This window comes from Aliinostoc sp. HNIBRCY26 (genome assembly GCF_050235535.1).
Lineage (GTDB): Bacteria > Cyanobacteriota > Cyanobacteriia > Cyanobacteriales > Nostocaceae > Trichormus.
Window position 1 is genome coordinate 2,231,409 of the sequence record NZ_CP189852.1, and the last position, 18,194, is coordinate 2,249,602.

The 18,194-nt window shown below is 39.8% G+C and carries 4 protein-coding genes and 1 pseudogene; 4 read left to right on the top strand and 1 reads right to left on the bottom strand.

All coding sequences use genetic code 11. The features are described from left to right. Positions 1 to 364: 364 nt before the first annotated feature. The 4 genes and pseudogenes from ACQFX9_RS09550 to ACQFX9_RS09565 form a co-directional block, all read left to right on the top strand. Positions 365 to 499, top strand: a pseudogene (locus ACQFX9_RS09550) (IS701 family transposase); the annotation flags it as partial. Then, positions 494 to 6,580, top strand: a complete 6,087-nt coding sequence (locus ACQFX9_RS09555; protein ID WP_427162845.1) for an AAA family ATPase — start codon at positions 494 to 496, stop codon at positions 6,578 to 6,580. The pseudogene ACQFX9_RS09550 and the gene ACQFX9_RS09555, both read left to right, overlap by 6 nt. Before the next feature lie 171 nt (positions 6,581 to 6,751). Next, positions 6,752 to 8,245 carry an aldehyde dehydrogenase family protein gene (locus ACQFX9_RS09560; protein ID WP_427161801.1) on the top strand — a complete coding sequence of 498 codons (1,494 nt, stop codon included), beginning with the start codon at positions 6,752 to 6,754 and terminating at the stop codon, positions 8,243 to 8,245. 80 nt (positions 8,246 to 8,325) lie between these two features. Then, complete coding sequence (locus ACQFX9_RS09565; protein WP_427161802.1) at positions 8,326 to 14,145, top strand: ATP-binding sensor histidine kinase; 5,820 nt, start codon at positions 8,326 to 8,328, stop codon at positions 14,143 to 14,145. A gap of 126 nt (positions 14,146 to 14,271) precedes the next feature. On the opposite strand, the gene ACQFX9_RS09570 is transcribed toward ACQFX9_RS09565, so the two are convergent. Continuing rightward, a complete protein-coding gene (locus tag ACQFX9_RS09570) occupies positions 14,272 to 17,847 on the bottom strand; it encodes a response regulator (protein WP_427161803.1) in 3,576 nt (1,191 codons plus the stop codon). Positions 17,848 to 18,194: the final 347 nt, after the last annotated feature.

The window sequence follows — 18,194 nt, forward strand, 5'->3', positions numbered from 1 at the left end:
TCAGAGGTTATAGACTCATTAAATTGTCATTACGAGATAATGCGATCGCGTAGGATAGTAATCGCGTAATCCCGTCATTTGTGTATACACTGTAGTCTGTGAGGAGAGAGACTTGGATTTCTGGGTTGGAATTTCTGCGCGTAAATAAGGTTGGAAATTTGACTCAGTTCTTTAAGAAAGACTGCAAAACAGAAGACTTTAGTGACTATGTAATATTATATAGAAATCATATGTGATTTCTGAAATATACGTAGTGTGTTAGCAACAGCGTAACGCACCTATAGATCAAGACTTTGGTACGTTACGGCTTATGCCTCAAACACCCTACACATACTTGGATTTTTTCAATAATCAAATCGGATTCCTATATATACCAGACAAAGATACACTCAACCAAATCAATAGAAGTGAATTTACCACAATTCATGATACTCATTGAGGAATTGAAAGTTTTCATACAGCCATCAAACAAGTATGTGGAATTTATCGATTTATGGTTAGCTCTCAAGTCAGTCTTCCTGGGTATCAAATTAGCGATATCCTTTATGAAGGTTACAGAACAATTGTTTATCGTGGATATCGAGACAATGATTCATTACCAGTAGTAATTAAACTGCTGAAAAGTCCTTATCCCAGGGTGAGTAAACTAGTAAATTTTCGTAACCAATATACCATTACCAAGAATATTCACTTCCCCGGAATCATTCAAACTTATAGTCTTGTGACTTATCAGCATCGCTATTTATTAATCATGGAGGATTTTGGGGGTATTTCTCTGTCAGATTGGAGAAGAAAAAGACAAAACCAAGGCAACTTGAGAGAATTTTTAGAAATCGCGATATCTTTGTGTGATACTTTAAATTTTCTCTACCATCAGAAAATTATACATAAAGATATTAAATCTAGTAATATTTTAATTAATCCAGAAACCAAACAAGTTAAATTAATTGATTTCAGTATTGCCTCTTTATTACCACGAGAAACACAAACATTAGTCAATCCTGAAGTTTTAGAAGGAACATTGGCTTACATTTCTCCTGAACAAACAGGGCGAATGAATCGAGGAATTGATCATCGCACAGATTTGTATTCTTTAGGTGTGACTTTCTATGAAATCTTGACAGGAAAACTGCCATTTCGTTGCCAAGATGCGATGGAATTGATACATTGTCATATTGCCAAAGCAGCACCATTAGTAAATGTAATTAATCCAGAAATTCCAGATGTAATTGCAGAGATAGTCAACAAATTGATGGCAAAAAATGCCGAAGACCGCTATCAAAGTGCCTTGGGACTCAAGTATGATTTAGAAAAATGCTGGATGCAATTGCAAGAAACAGGTAGAATCGAGCGTTTTTCCATTGCACAGAGGGATGTGTGCGATCGCTTTCTGATTCCTGAACAACTGTATGGACGAGAAATTGAAGTAAACACCCTACTGACAGCCTTTGAACGTGTCAGCCAAGGAGCAACCGAAATCACTCTAGTTGCAGGTTTTTCTGGGGTTGGTAAAACTGCGGTAGTCAATGAAGTACATAAACCGATTGCACGACAAAGGGGTTATTTTATTCAAGGCAAATATGACCAATTGAATCGTAATATTCCCCTGTCAGCATTCGTGCGCGCTTTCCGTGATTTAATGCGGCAATTATTCACAGAAAGTAATGCGAGAACTCAGCAATGGAAACAAAAAATATTAGCAGCCCTGGGAAATAACGGACAGGTAATTATTGAAGTTATCCCAGAGTTAGAAAGCATTATTGGCAAGCAACCACCAGCTATAGAATTATCAGGAACAGCCGCCGAAAATCGGTTTAATTTATTATTCCAAAAATTTACCCAAGTTTTTACCAGTGCTGAACATCCCTTAGTCATATTTTTAGATGATTTACAATGGGCAGATTCCGCATCATTAAAATTAATTCAGCTATTAATTACTAACACTGGTTATTTATTATTAATTGGTGCATATCGTGATCACGAAGTCAATGCAGGGCATCCATTAATGTTGACTGTGAGTGAGTTACAAAAAAAATCAGCAACAATTAATACAATGACATTAGCCCCACTCAATCAAATTCAAATAAATCAATTAGTTGCTGATACAATCAAATGTTCAGAATTATTGGCATCTCCTCTTTCTAAATTGGTATTTCAAAAAACCCAAGGTAATCCCTTTTTCGCTACCCAATTTCTCAAAGCATTACATCAAGATGGATTTATCCAATTTGACTTTGAATTGGGTTGTTGGCAATGTGACATGACACAAGTAACAACTCAAGCGGTAACAGATGATGTTGTGACTTTTATGAGTTACCAACTACAAAAACTATCGCCCTCAACTCAACATTTGCTACAGTTAGCTGCTTGTATTGGCAATGCTTTTGATTTAGATACTTTGGCCATTGTTGCCCAGACATCCCCAACTGAGGCATCTACTGATTTATGGCAGGCGTTACAAGCGGGATTGATTTTACCGATTAATGAAGTCTATAAATTTTATCTTGGGCAAGAAAATCTTGTATGTACATTAGACAATTCCCATTCAGTAACATACAAATTTCTACATGACCGAGTGCAACAAGCTGCTTATTCCTTGATTGCTGACGATCGCAAGCAAGCTACACATCTACAAATAGGTCAGCTATTACTACGTAATTCTACCGTGAGTGAGCGGGAAGAGCGACTTTTTGAGATAGTCAATCATTTGAATATCGGCGCTACCCTGCTCACACAGCCATCAGAATGGGAAAGCTTGGCACAGTTAAATCTAGCTGCTGGACGCAAAGCCAAAACTGCCACCGCCTATAGTGTGGCGATCAACTATTTCGCCGCAGGCATCAAGCTTTTAGTGCCAACTGCTTGGCAAAGCCATTATGACCTGACTCTGGTACTTCATGAAGAAATTACTGAAGCCTGTTATCTTCACACTGATTTTGAGCAAATGGAACGGTGGGCGAACACCGTATTACAAAATAGTAACGCCTTGCTAGATACCATTAAAGTTCAACAAACCCGAATTATGGGAGTTAAAACCCAGGGAAAATTGTTAGAGTCCATACAAATTGGATTACAGGTATTACGTTCCTTGGGTATCGAATTTCCAGCACAACCCACCCAGGAAGATATAGAACAAGCTTTTGGTGTGACGCGATCGCTGTGGGCAGATCAACACCCTTTCAGCTTACTGAATTTGCCTCCGATGAGTGACCCCCAATTGTTGGCAGCAATGGAAATACTGACAGTTTTAGTGTCTGCCGCCTATATTTCAGGTTCTAGGTTCATGCCATTGCTGATTTGCAAACAAGTTGAATTATCTATTCAATCAGGCAATAGTCCCGTTTCTATATTTGCTTACGGTGACTATGGGGTAATCTTATGTGGTCTGATGGGTGACATTGAAAATGGCTATGAATTTGGAGAATTGGCATTCAAGTTGCGAGAACAACTGCAACTAATCTCTTTTAAACCCCGCAATTGGTATGCAGTTCACGCTTTTATCAAACATTGGAAAAACCCAATATCGGAAATTTTTCTGGGTTTGCAAGCAACCTACCGTAGTGCGCTAGAAACTGGTGATATAGAGGTTGCTTGCGTGAGTGCAGTGACATCCTTTAACTATGCTTTTCATCTAGGACAGGAATTAACCGAACTGAATCAGCTTCTCCATACCTATTACCCAACTATTAAAAACTACAAACACGCTACTTGTCTCCATGAACATAACATTTACCAACAACTCGTCTTGAATTTACTGGGACAGGAAGAAGGGGTTCCTGATCAGTTAACGGGAGCAGTATTTCAACCAGAAATACACATCCCGCAGCTGCAAGCCACCAATCAACGTACGGCGTTATGTATGTGGTATGTAAATCAATGCTTTCTCTATTATCTGTTTGGCAAATATGCCGCAGCCAGCCAAATGTCTGCCCAAACTGCTCAATATTTAGATGGGGCGATCGCTACTTTCTTAATTCCTGTCTACTCGTTCTTGGATGCCTTAATTCAGTTAACCCAATATGCCACTGCATCCTTTCCAGAACAACAAAACATCCTGTTAAAAGTTCAACAATATCAAAAACAATTGCAGTATTGGGCAACATTAGCTCCCAGCAACCATCAGCATCGTTGGCAACTAGTGGAAGCAGAACGGTGTCGGGTATTAGGCAATAGAATCGATGCCATAGAAGCTTATGATTGCGCCATTTCCCTAGCCCAAGCTAACCACTTTCTTCAGGATGAAGCCATAGCTAATGAACTGACTGCTAAATTTTACCTTGACTGGGGCAGAGAAAAAGTTGCCGCAGGATATATGCAAGAAGCTTACTACTGCTATGCTCAGTGGGGTGCAAAAGCCAAAACAGATGATTTGGCAAAACACTATCCCAACTTACTAACGCCCATTTCTTACTTGACAAAATCTGGGATTGGTGAATCACTATCAACTAAATCATCCATATCTGCTAACAAAGTTTCTGCCACGCTGGACTTAAACACAGTCCTCAAAGCCTATCAAACCATCTCCAGCGAAATCCAACTTGATCGACTACTACAGAATCTGATCCAACTGGTGATTACTAATGCTGGTGCTGACAAAGCTGCCCTGTTCCTCAACCATGAAGACACTTTGCAACTGGGGATTAAGTATTTTGATCATGCTGTGCAGTCTCTGGAACGCAAACCTATAGATCAATGCCAACAGATTCCCCACGCGCTCATTCATTATGTTGAGCGCACCCTACAAACAGTGATTACCGATGGTAAAAACCATGTCAGCACCATTAATGATCCCTATTGTCTCCAGTACCAACCCAAAAGTTTATTGTGTACACCGATTCTCAATCAAGGGCAGTTGCTAGGTGTCCTGTATTTAGAAAACTCCATCACCTCTGGAGTTTTTACTGGCGAGCGAGTGGAATTACTGAAATTGCTCTGTTCCCAAGCTGCCATTTCCCTGGTAAATGCCAAGTTGTATGAGCAATCCCAATCCTATGCCCAACAGTTAGAGCGATCGCTGCAAGAACTACGTGAGAGTGAATCCCGCTTCCAAACTCTCGCGCAAAACATACCAGGAGTTATTTTTAGGGCTGGTCTTAACCTCAAGGACGGATCGAGATTCACCCCCTATGTGAGTTCTGGCTGCTATGCTCTTTATGGTGTCAGTGCTGAAGCTGTAATGGCAGGAGAATATGTTTTAAGCGACTTTGAACATCCTGATGATCACCCCAGAATTGAGCAAGCGATCGAGCAATCGATCAAGAATCTCAGCCTTTTTCGAGAAGAGTTCCGTATTATATCGCAGAAAGGTAAAATCAAATGGATTCAAGTAGTCGCCCAGCCTAAAATCTACCCAGACGATATCATGATCTGGGACTGTGTTGTGATCGATATCACCGAACAGCAAGCTGCACGTCATGAACGCAAACAAGCAGAAATCGCCTTAGCAGAAAGTGAAGCCAAATTCCGGGGCTTGGTAGAAGGAGTCACCGACGTAATCTGGTCAGCACAAACAAATGGTACATTGAGTTATCTTTCCCCGCAATTTCAGACCATGTTTGGATTAAACTCTGCTGATTACGTGGGTAAATCCTTCTTAGATTTGATCCATCCCGATGACTTAGAAGGGATATTGGTATCAATTAGAGGTATGGTTGAGCAAGGTGAAAAACTTCTCAATCAAGAATTTCGTCATCTGTGTCAAGACGGTAGTTATTTGTGGGTGACAGTCAACGCTGCCCCGATTTATGATGCTGAAGGTCATGTAATTCGACACCAGGGTATTATTCGAGATATCAGCGATCGCAAAAAACACGAAGAACAACTCGAAAAAACCAATGCCGAACTCATCCGTGCTACCCGCCTCAAAGACGAATTTTTAGCTACCATGAGTCACGAATTACGTACCCCCCTCAATGCAATTTTAGGTATGACCGAGGGATTGCAGGATGAAATATTTGGAGAAGTTAACGAAAAACAACTCAAAGCCTTAAACACTATTGAGCATAGTGGTAATCATTTACTCGAACTAATTAACGAAGTTCTCGATCTCTCTAAAATTGCATCAGGGCAAATTCAACTTAACTGTGCAAATACCGCAGTTATACCTTTATGCCAACAAAGTCTCGAATTTATCAAACCCCAAGCTGCAAAAAAATCGATTCAGATAGAAAGTAAATTACCGATTGATTTACCCAAATTTTACATAGACGAACGACGTATTTGTCAGGTGCTAATTAATTTACTGAATAATGCCGTCAAATTCACCCCAGAGGGTGGTTCAATCACCCTAGAAGTTATTTTCCCCAGTGCAACCAAGGGGCAAAATTATCTCCAAATTGCCATCACTGACACAGGGATTGGCATCGCTCCCGAACATTTCCAGAAAGTATTTGAACCATTCATTCAAATTGATAGCAAACTCAACCGCAACTATGAGGGTACAGGATTAGGACTAGCTCTCGTCAAACGCATCGTTGAACTGCACGGAGGCGAAGTGACGTTAACCAGTGAACTGGGGGTAGGGAGTTGTTTTGCAATTTACCTACCTATGTATCAGGGTTGTAGGGGTGTAGGGGTGTAGGGGAAAGAAGGGGCGGAGCATCGTCGCTTTCGTAAATTTTCTTAATCACAAATACCTAAATACCTGCCATTTTTTCAACTAGGCGATAACCTAGCAGAAAGGAGACAAGGTAGGAGATTGACTGTTCCCTGTTCCCTGTTCCCTGTTCCCAAATGAATTAATAATTTGATTATGATAAATCCGCTAAATTGCCAAAATTATATTAATGGTCAGTGGTTGAATGCTACCGAGGAAAATATTCTAGCTAGTCATAACCCTGCTAATAAAACTGAGGTTGTCGCGACTTTCCCCCGTTCTCAAGTGGAGGATGTAGATTTAGCTGTGGCGGCTGCTAGAAAAGCTTATCAAAGTTGGCGAACAGTACCCGCACCGGCTAGAGCTGAATACATCTTTCGTGTGGGAGAATTATTAGCTGAACATAAGGAAGAACTAGCACAGTTAATCAGTCGGGAGATGGGTAAACCATTAACTGAAGCTAGGGGTGATATTCAAGAAGGAATTGATTGCGCTTTTTATAGTGCTGGGGAAGGAAGGCGGCTGTTTGGACAAACGACACCTTCGGAAATGCCCAATAAGTTTGCAATGACGGTGAGAATGCCCATTGGGGTTTGCGCTTTAATTACACCGTGGAATTTCCCTGTTGCTATTCCCTGTTGGAAAGCAATGCCGGCTTTAGTGTGTGGGAATACAGTCATTCTTAAACCTGCGGAAGATACCCCAGCTTGTGCAACTAAATTAGTAGAAATTTTCGCCGCCGCCGGTTTACCACCAGGAGTGATTAACTTGGTGCATGGGGTGGGGGAAGAAGTCGGAAAAGCTTTAGTTGAACATCCCGATATTGATTTAGTTTCCTTTACTGGTTCTTCGGAAACGGGTGCTTATGTGGGTGCGACTTGTGGGCGGACTCACAAACGCGTCTGTTTAGAAATGGGCGGTAAAAATGCCCAAGTTGTGATGGAAGATGCGGATTTAGAATTGGCTTTAGATGGTGCTGTCTGGGGTGCATTCGGCACAACTGGACAACGTTGTACAGCTACTAGTCGTTTAATTTTACACCGAGATATCAAGGAAAAATTTACGAGTATGCTGTGTGAACGCGCCGAAAAGTTACGTTTGGGTGCTGGTGATCATCCCGATACGGATATCGGCCCAATAATTAATCACAGACAATTGCAACGGGTCAGTGATTATATGACAATTGCCCGTGAGGAAGGTGCAGAAATATTAATTGGTGGGGAAATTGCTACTGAGGGCGAGTTAAAAGAGGGTTACTTTTTCCAGCCGACGGTTTTAGATCATGTCACACCGCAAATGCGGGTGGCGCGAGAAGAGATATTTGGCCCTGTGGTGGTATTAATTGAGGTGAGTACCTTTGAAGAAGCGATCGCCATCCTGAATGATACTAAATATGGTCTTTCTTCTTCAGTCTATACTCGTGACATTAACCGAGCTTTTACTGCCATGCGTGATATTGCAGCAGGTATTACTTACATTAACGGCCCCACCATTGGTGCAGAGGTACATTTACCTTTTGGTGGTGTCAAGCAAACGGGTAACGGCCATAGAGAAGCAGGAACGACTGCCTTAGATGTTTTCACGGAATGGAAAAGTGTTTATGTTGACTTCTCTGGTAGTTTGCAACGCGCTCAAATCGATAATCGTTAGTTGCTCGTGGGGTAGCTAATTTCAGTTTTTTTTGCCATATCTGGGAATACTAAATCCAGAGATTTTGAGCATGAGAATGTATGGTTAGCACGTTGATGGGTATTCCTGGATATCAAATCATTGAAGAAATTTACAATGGTGCGAGAACATTGGTTTACCGGGGATACAGAGAAATTGACTCATTACCTGTAGTCATGAAAGTTCTGAAAAATCCTTATCCCAGTTTCAGTGAACTCCTATCATTTCGCAACCAATACACAATTACGAAAAATCTCCATTCACCTCTAATTGTCGAAACTTATAGTTTGGAACTGTATCAAAATGGTTATGTACTGATATTGGAAGACTTTGGGGGAATTTCTCTAGAACAGTGGCAAATTAGAGAAACCCAAATATCGCTCCAGCAATTTTCGGAAATAGCGATCGCACTCTGTGACACTTTAGATATACTCTACCAAGAACGAATTATTCATAAAGATATCAAACTCAGCAATATATTAATTAATCCAGAAACTAAACAAGTTAAATTAATTGACTTTAGTATTGCATCTTTATTACCACGAGAAACCCAAACCCTCATTAAAACTAATGTCTTAGAAGGAACACTAGCTTACATTTCTCCAGAACAGACAGGGAGAATGAACCGAGTAATTGACTACCGCACAGATTTCTACTCACTTGGTGTAACTTTTTATAAATTACTGACAGGGGAGTTACCTTTTGCAGCTAATGACCCAATGGAAATAGTGCATTGTCATATTGCCAAAATAGCACCATTAGCACATGAAATTAACCCAAAAATCCCCCCAATATTATCAGCCATTGTCAGCAAGTTAATGGCGAAAAATGCCGAAGATAGGTATCAAAGTGCATTGGGATTGAAATACGATTTAGAACAATGCTTATCGCAACTGCAAGCAACGGGTAAAATTGAGAGTTTCCCAATTGCTAGTCGGGATGTGTGCGATCGCTTCATCATTCCTGATAAACTCTATGGCAGAGAAGCCGAAGTATCAACACTATTACAAGCCTTTGAACGTGTCAGTCAGGGTGCAACAGAAATGATGCTGGTGGCTGGTTTCTCTGGAATTGGTAAAACAGTCGTTGTTAATGAAGTGCATAAACCCATTGTCAGACAACGTGGCTATTTTATTAAGGGCAAATTCGACCAGTTTAATCGCAATATTCCCTTCTCTGCCTTTGTGCAAGCCTTCCGCAATTTGATGGGGCAATTATTGACCGAAAGCGATACCCAATTACAACACTGGAAAACTCAGATTCTCGCAGCACTGGGAGAAAATGCTCAAGTGATTGTAGAACTGATTCCTGAACTGGAACAGATTATTGGCGCACAACCCCCAGCACCGAAATTATCAGGAACCGCAGCCCAAAATCGCTTTAACTTGTTGTTTCAAAAGTTTATTCAAGTCTTTAGCATCCCCGCACATCCGTTGGTGATGTTTGTGGATGATTTGCAATGGGCAGATTCAGCTTCATTGAATTTGATTCAGTTGTTAATGTCTGAGTCGCAAACGGTCTGTTTATTACTGTTAGGTGCGTATCGGGATAATGAGGTATTTGCCGCCCACCCGTTGATATTAACCTTGAATGAGATGGAGAAAACAGGGGCAAAAATCCACACCATGACCCTACAACCCCTGAATTTTAACAGTCTCAATCACCTGATTTCCGATACCCTTCATGCTCCTACATCTGTAGTCAAACCACTGACAGAACTGGTTATGCAGAAAACTCAGGGTAATCCCTTCTTTGCGACCCAGTTTTTGAAAGCATTACATCAAGACCAGTTAATTACCTTTGACTGGGGTGCCGGACATTGGCAGTGTGATATTGTGCAAGTGCGAGACGCGGCTTTGACCGATGATGTGGTGGAATTTATGGCGCAGCAATTGCAAAAGCTACCAGCAGCCACCCAAGAGATTTTAAAACTAGCAGCTTGTATTGGGAATGAATTTGATTTAAAAACATTAGCTTTAGTTAGTCAAGAATCTATAGTAGAAACTGCAACGTGCTTATGGAATGCTTTGCAGTCAGGCTTGATTTTGCCGCAGACAGAGATTTATAAGTTTTTTGTGGGTGCAGAAAACCAAGGTGTGAATCAAGACAATGGGGAAATTTTTATTTATAAATTCCTGCACGATCGCGTCCAACAAGCGGCTTACTCATTAATCCCAGAAGACCAAAAACAGACAACTCATGTCAAAATCGGTCGTTTACTGTGGTCAAACACCCCAGAAGTAGAAATAGAGGAACAGGTTTTTGCGATCGCCAATCAATTAAATATTGGCGTTGAACAATTCCGTGAACCGCAAGAACGCCATCAACTATCCCGATTAAATTTTATCGCTGGCAAAAAAGCTAAAGCCTCAACGGCCTATAATGCTGCACTAGCTTACCTAAAAATCAGTATTGATTTACTCCCCACCAACCCTTGGCAATCTGACTATGATTTCACCTTAAGCTTATATAACGAAGCGACCGAAGCCAGTTATCTCAGTGGCGAACTAGACTTAATGGAAAACTTTGCTCAGGAAGTGTTACGACAAGCCAAAGCAATCCTTGATACAGCCAAAGTCTACGAAGTCAAAATTGAATCCTCCACAATCCAAAGCCAGTTCTTGGCAGCTATTGATACAGCCATGCAATTTTTGCGGCCAATTGGCATTGAGTTTCCCCCAGAACCAACAGATGAAGATTTTTTTCTGGGTTCACAGGAAATTCAGGCTCTTCTCAGTGATAAAACAGTAGCTGAGTTAGCTGATTTACCAGAAATGCAGCAACCGGAATTACGTGCGGCCTTGCGTGTCTTAGTTAAAGTAGACATCCCTGCTTATTTAGCAAAACCGCAACTCCACCGCTTGCTAGTGCTGAAGAAAGTGCCTCTATCCATCAAATACGGTAATACCTCCGCCAGTGCCTTTGTTTATTCAGGGTATGGGCTGATGCTTAGTGGTCAGTCAAACAGTATCCCCCAAGGTTATGAATTTGGTCAGTTAGCCTTGCAACTGCTTTCCAAGTTTTCAAACCATGAATATGAAGCGAGAGTTCTAGTTGTTGTTCATGGTTTTATCACCCATTGGAAAGAACCTCTAACCGCTACCCTCAAGCCCCTACTGCAAGCCTATGCCAGAGGTTTAGAGATTGGAGACTTAGCTTTTGCCTGTCACGGCGCATCTGTTTATTGCTACCATGCTTATGCCGCCGGTCAAGAATTAACTACACTAGCGAATGAATTGGCGATTTATAGTGCAGCTTTAGCCAAAATTCACAAACAAGCGACACTAAATTATCACAATATTTATCACCAAATAGTCTTGAATTTAATCGAACCAACAGATGCACCTTGGGAATTAGTTGGTTCAGTCTACGATGAAAAGTCAACGCTGGTATTAAATGAGCAAATTAGTGACCCTAATAGTTTATGGCATTTTTGTGTCAACAAACTGATGCTTTGTTATGTGTTTCAAGTCCTAGATTTGGCAGTGGAATATGCGATTAAAGCTAAACAATATTCTGGTTCAGGATATGCACTGCCTAACATCTCATTGCTCAACTTTTATGATTCTTTAGTGCAACTCGCTTTATTTCCTACTGCATCACCCACACAACAACCGCAAATTTTACAGCAGGTAGCAGAAAATCAACAAATCATGCAACAGTGGGCAAATTATGCACCTATGAATCAGTTGCATCGATTCTATTTAGTGGAGGCAGAAAAACATCGAGTTTTAGGTGATAAAGCCGCAGCAATAGAATTTTACGACCGAGCTATTTCTCAAGCCAAAGCCAACGGCTATATTCAAGAAGAAGGTTTAGCCAACGAACTAGCCGCAAAATTTTACCTTGTATGGGAGAAAGAGAAAGTCGCCGCAGCCTATATGCAAGAAGCCTACTACTGTTATGCTCGATGGGGAGCAAAAGCCAAAGTCGCCGACTTAGAAAAACACTATCCTCAGCTACTTAAACCGATCATCGAACAAAAAGAGATCAATCTTAATCCTTGGGAAACCATTATTTCCCTTACCCTTCCTCGAAAATCTGTATCGACTCAAAGTGATACTACTAGCACTAGTATTTCTGATGCCCTGGATTTGACCAGCGTACTTAAAGCGGCTCAAACTATTTCTAGCAATATCGAATTAGATGCGTTAATTACCAACCTCACCCAAATTATCCTCCAAAACTCTGGTGCTGATAAATCCGTATTAATTCTCAACCAGGATGATGTTTTACAAATTCGTGCCATTACCTCAATTCCTGCGGAAATAAATTCTCCACAGACAACAATTTCCACACAATTACTTGACGATTGTCAAGATATTCCTAGAAAAATCATCAATTATGTCAAGAATACTCAACAAAGAATTGTTATAAATAATTGCCAAACAGATATCCCTGGGCTAATTGCAGAATATATGTTGAGATATCAACCCCAGAGTATCTTGTGTACACCCATTATTAATCAAGGTAATTTGATAGGCATACTATATATTGAAAGTCGTGCAGCAGCAGGAGTATTTACTGAAGAACGTCTCCAAGTTATTCAGATACTTTCTGCTCAAGCAGCTATAGCATTAGAAAATGCTCGGCTTTACCAACAAATTCAACAAGCAATGGAAAAGGCATTACTCAATCAAATTTCCATTGATCAGACAACTGTTTCTGTCTGGTGGATTGAGCCAGATGGTCGGATTTTCTATGTCAATGATGCGGCGTGTAGGGGATTGGGATATAGTCGAGACGAGATAATTGGTAAATACGTTTCTGACATTAGTCCTGTTTTTCCGCAAGAATTATGGGCAGAGCATTGGCAAGCTATTTGTGAACAAGGTTCGTTCACTGCTGAAAGCTATCATAAACATAAATCTGGCAAGATTTATCCTGTTGAAGTCAATGTTAATTATGTGAAATTCAAGGATAAAGAATACAATTTCGTGTTTACTAAAGATATTAGCGATGCCTATCGGCAAGCTGCACAACGCAAGCAAGCAGAAGCCGAGATTCAACAAAAATCTCAAGAATTAACCGAAGCATTACACAATTTACAACAGGCGAATTTACAAATTGTCCAAAATGAAAAAATGTCTGCACTGGGTAATTTAGTTGCTGGGGTTGCTCATGAAATGAATAATCCTCTGGGTTTTATTTCTGCAACCCTACAACAAACAAAACCAGTGCTGGCAGATATTTTTGAACATCTGAGACTATATCAAGAAACTCTACTAAATCCAGGCGAAGAAATTATCGAACACGCCGAAGAAATTGATTTAGATTACACCTTAGAAGATTTGCCCAAGATGCTTGATGCAATGGTCATGGCTTGCGATCGCCTAAAAAATATCAGCATTTCCCTTCGTACTTTCTCACGAGCAGATAAAGATTACAAAGTACCATTTAATCTTCATGAAGGCATTGACAGCACAATTTTAATCCTCAAACATCGCCTCAAAGCTAACGAACAACGTCCAGCAATTGAAGTTGTGACCAATTATAGTGATTTACCCCAAATAGAATGTTTTCCTGGACAGTTAAATCAGGTGTTTATGAATATTCTTGCCAATGCTATTGATGCTTTAGACGAATCAAATACTGGTAAGAGCTTTGCAGAAATCGTAGATCATCCTAACAGAATTAACATTACAACATTGATGACAGATAAATTCGTCAAAATCTCAATTGCTGATAATGGTAAAGGAATGAGTGAGTCAGTGAAACAAAAAATCTTTGACCATTTATTCACTACTAAAGGAGTTGGTAAAGGGACGGGATTAGGATTGGCTATAGCCAAACAAATAGTCGAAGATACTCATGGTGGTAAGCTCAGTTGCAATTCTGTTTTAGGCGAAGGTACAGAATTTATGATAGAAATTCCAGTATAAAATTGACTATTAACTCTAGGATTCCTATTTGATTTTGGCGAAGCTAGGTACACTTTGATTTTTTCTTTCCTGTTCCCTGTTCCCTCCCTACGCAAATAATTTCAGGAATCAAAGCGGATTCCTATATCATCTATACAACCAAACCCTGAGCAAAGATAACAATTGTTCTGTATCTACAGGTTTGGTGATGTAATCTGAAGCACCAGCTTCAATGCACTTTTCGCGATCGCCTGGCATGGCTTTGGCGGTTAGAGCAATAATCGGGAGGGTGCGAAATTGTGGTTGCTGGCGGATACAACGGGTGGTTTCGTAACCGTCCATTTGTGGCATCATGACATCCATTAAGACAGCATCTATTTTGGGATTTTCTTGTAAAGTCGCAATTCCATCTTGACCGTTTTCTGCAAATAAAACTTCCATTTGATAGCTTTCTAACAGGCTAGTCAAGGCGAAAATATTCCGTAAATCATCATCAATAATCAAAATTTTGCGGTTAGCTAAGACGGGATCTGTTTGTTGTAGCTGTTCTAAGATTTGGCGTTTAGCTGGGGGTAGGTTGGCTTGGACACGATGTAAGAATAAGGCTGTTTCATCTAACAACCTTTCTGGCGATCGCACATTTTTAATAATAATGGTTTCTGCTAGTCTTCTAAGTTGAGTTTCTTCGTGACGGGAGAGTTCTTTACCTGTGTAAACAATGATTGGTAGTTTGAGGAGGTTGGGTTCTTGTTTGATGTATTCAATCAGTTCTAAGCCTGTCATGTCAGGCAAACCCAAGTCTAAAACAATACAATCAAATTGCTGTGTTTTTAAAATTTCTAAGGCTGCTGTTCCTGTCCCTACGGCTGTGCTTTGTACGTCACTATTACCAATGAGTTCAATAATACTTTGAGCTTGCACAGGGTCATCTTCTATGATTAACAGATGTTTGACCTTCCTGGCAATAAAGCTTTTCATTTCGGTAAATACTTGATCTAGTGCTTCCGCAGATACAGGTTTTTGTAAGTAAGTAATTGCGCCTAGCTGTAAACCCCGTTTTTGTCTATCGTCTACAGACATGATATGAACAGGGATATGTCTGGTTTGGGGGTCGTGTTTTAATCTATCTAGTAATGTCCACCCGTCTATATCTGGAAGATTAATATCTAAAGTAATCGCTTCTGGCTGGTATTGTTGGGCTAAGGCTAAAGCTTGTTTACTGTGTGCTGCTACTATGACTTTAAAGCCTTGTTGTTGCGCCATATCTAGTAAAATACGCGCAAATTTTTCATCATCTTCCACAATTAACAATACATGATCGCCTGGTTGAATGTTTTGGCGATCGTCGGGAATTTGACTAGGGATGGGTTCAACTATTTTAGCTACAGGGGTTTCTCGTACAATCGGGGTGGAAGGTAAGGTTGGAGGGGGTGTTTCTTCTTGGCGGGGATAGGTTTGGGGTAAATAAAGTGTGAAGGTACTTCCCTGGCCTGGTTGACTGACAAGTTCTAATCTACCGCCTAACATATGCGCTAGTTCACGGCTAATAGATAAGCCTAAACCTGTTCCTCCGTATTTCCGGCTATTTGTACCGTCGGCTTGCTGAAACGCTTCAAAAACAATCTGTTGTTTATCTACAGGAATTCCAATCCCAGTATCGCTGACAGCAAAAGCAATCATGGGATGATCAGGATTGCTTGTCTCCATCCTCACAGTTAAATTGACACTACCTTGTTCGGTAAATTTAAAGGCGTTGGCTAAAAGATTTTTGAGGATTTGTTGCAAGCGTTTAGGATCACTGAAAATTGTCGTGGGCAAATTTTCATCTAACTGAATGTTAAAGTTTAATCCCTTATTATGGGCGATTTGTGCAAAAGCTCTTTCTAAGTAACTATGCAAATCATTAAACTTGATAGTTTCTAAATTAATCGATAAAGTCCCAGATTCAATTTTAGCAATATCTAAAATATCATTAATCAATTCTAATAAATCATTACCAGCCGAGTTAATTGTTTGACTATATTCAACTTGTTTACTAGTTAAATTACCTGCGGTGTTATCTGCTAGAATTTTCGATAAAATTAATAAGCTATTTAGTGGCGTGCGTAATTCATGGGACATATTAGCTAGAAACTGCGATTTGTATTTAGAAGATAACATTAACTGTTCAGTTTTTTCTTCTAAAGACTGTCGTGCTTGTTCAATTGCTTGATTCTTACGAGCCACTTCTTGGTTTTGCACTTCTAATAACTCGGCTTTCTCTTCTAATTCTTCATTGAGTTGCTGTAGTTCTTCGTTAGATTGTTGCAATTCTTCTTGCTGCTGTTTGAGGAGCAATTCCGATGTTTCTAATTCTTGAGTTTGTTGCTCTAGTAGTTGATTACTTTGCTTAAGTTCGTTAGCTAAAGCTACGGATTCATCTAGTAAAATCTGAGTTTGTAGATTAGCCTTGATGTTGTTGAGAAAGACACCGACGATTTCAGAGAATTGGTCTAAAAAATTTAACTTTAATTCGTTAAATAACTCTAATGAAGCTAGTTCGATGACAGCAATGACTTTGTTTTCAAAAATTATAGGTAAGACAATAATATTCAGTGGTTTAATAGACCCCAATCCTGAGCTAATCCGAATGTAATCTGGAGGAACTTCAGTGAGTAAAATTCTTTGTTTTTCTAAAGCACATTGTCCTACTAATCCCTCCCCTAAACGAAACTGATTAGCTAAATGCTTGCGTTCATTATACGCATAGCTACTTAACAGTTTCAGTACAGGCTCTTGGTCAATTTCTTCCATAATGTAAAAGACTCCTTGCTGTGCGCCAACTAATGGAGCTAGCTTAGATAAAATCAACTGTGCTACACTTTCACGATGGCGTTGTCCTTGGAGAGTTTGGGTAAATTCAGCTAGATTAGATTTGAGCCAATTCTGTTCTGCGTTTTGCTGGTAGGAGACTCGTAGATTCCCCACCATTTGGTTAAAAGTGCGGGTCAAAACACCAATTTCATCCAGGCGATCACTATGTGGTAAACTAACAGATAAATCTCCATCAGCCATCGTTTCTGCGGCTTGAGAAATTTTCTGTAAAGGGATGGAAATATGGCGAGTTAACCAAAATCCGATGCCCGCTAAAATTAAAGATATTAAAGGAATACTATAGACAATACTATCCAAAGTTCTATTAGCAGCAGACTGTGCTTGATTGGTTCGCAATTCTAAGAGTCTCTGCTCTTCTTTTTTCATTTGCTCACCCAAATCAGCAATTTCTAGCATGAGTCGCTGACCTTTATTTGTCAGTATAGCTTCTCTAGCTGCTGCTAATCCCTGTTTGCGTCGCAAGTTAATCACTTCTTGCATCACAATCATTCTCTGATTGATTAACGGCTTTAACCTCTCAACCAGATGTTGTTGTTTAGGGTTATCTCTAGTGATTTCTTGTAATTCTGTAATTGTTTGATCTAAGACTTTATTAGAAGCTAAATAAGGTTCTAAATAACTCTGCTCTCCGGTAATAATGTAACCTCTTTGTCCTGTTTCAGCCTTAGTTAATTGGCTACTTAGTTCTGCTATTTTACTTAATACTTCATATGTGTGTTTCTCCTTACGAGACGAGCCTATTAATTGTTTGGTACTTCCGTAGGAGAAAAAACCGATCGCGCTCAATATGACGATACTTAAGGTAAAACCTGAACCAATTTTTGAGCCAATTCTGAGACGATTTAACATTATTATTCGGGATTTGAGTTTTTTGTTACCAATTTAATGGATATGAATAAGATTAATTAGACAAATGAGAGAGAGGAATTTATTTGTATCTTTCTATTTCCGTGAAAACGACTGAATATAAATCATACATGATAGATAGTCACAATCAAAAATATTCTAACTTTTTGTAGACAAGATAAGTACAATAACCTAAAAAATAACTACTGGTATTTACTGTTTACATCTGATTGTAATGAAAGTTACAAATTTGGTTGTAAGCATCGAGATAATTTTGAGGGTGAGTCCTTTGCTTACGGAACTTCATAACCAAATTATCAAAGTTTGTGGTGTATCAGATGTTGAGTAAA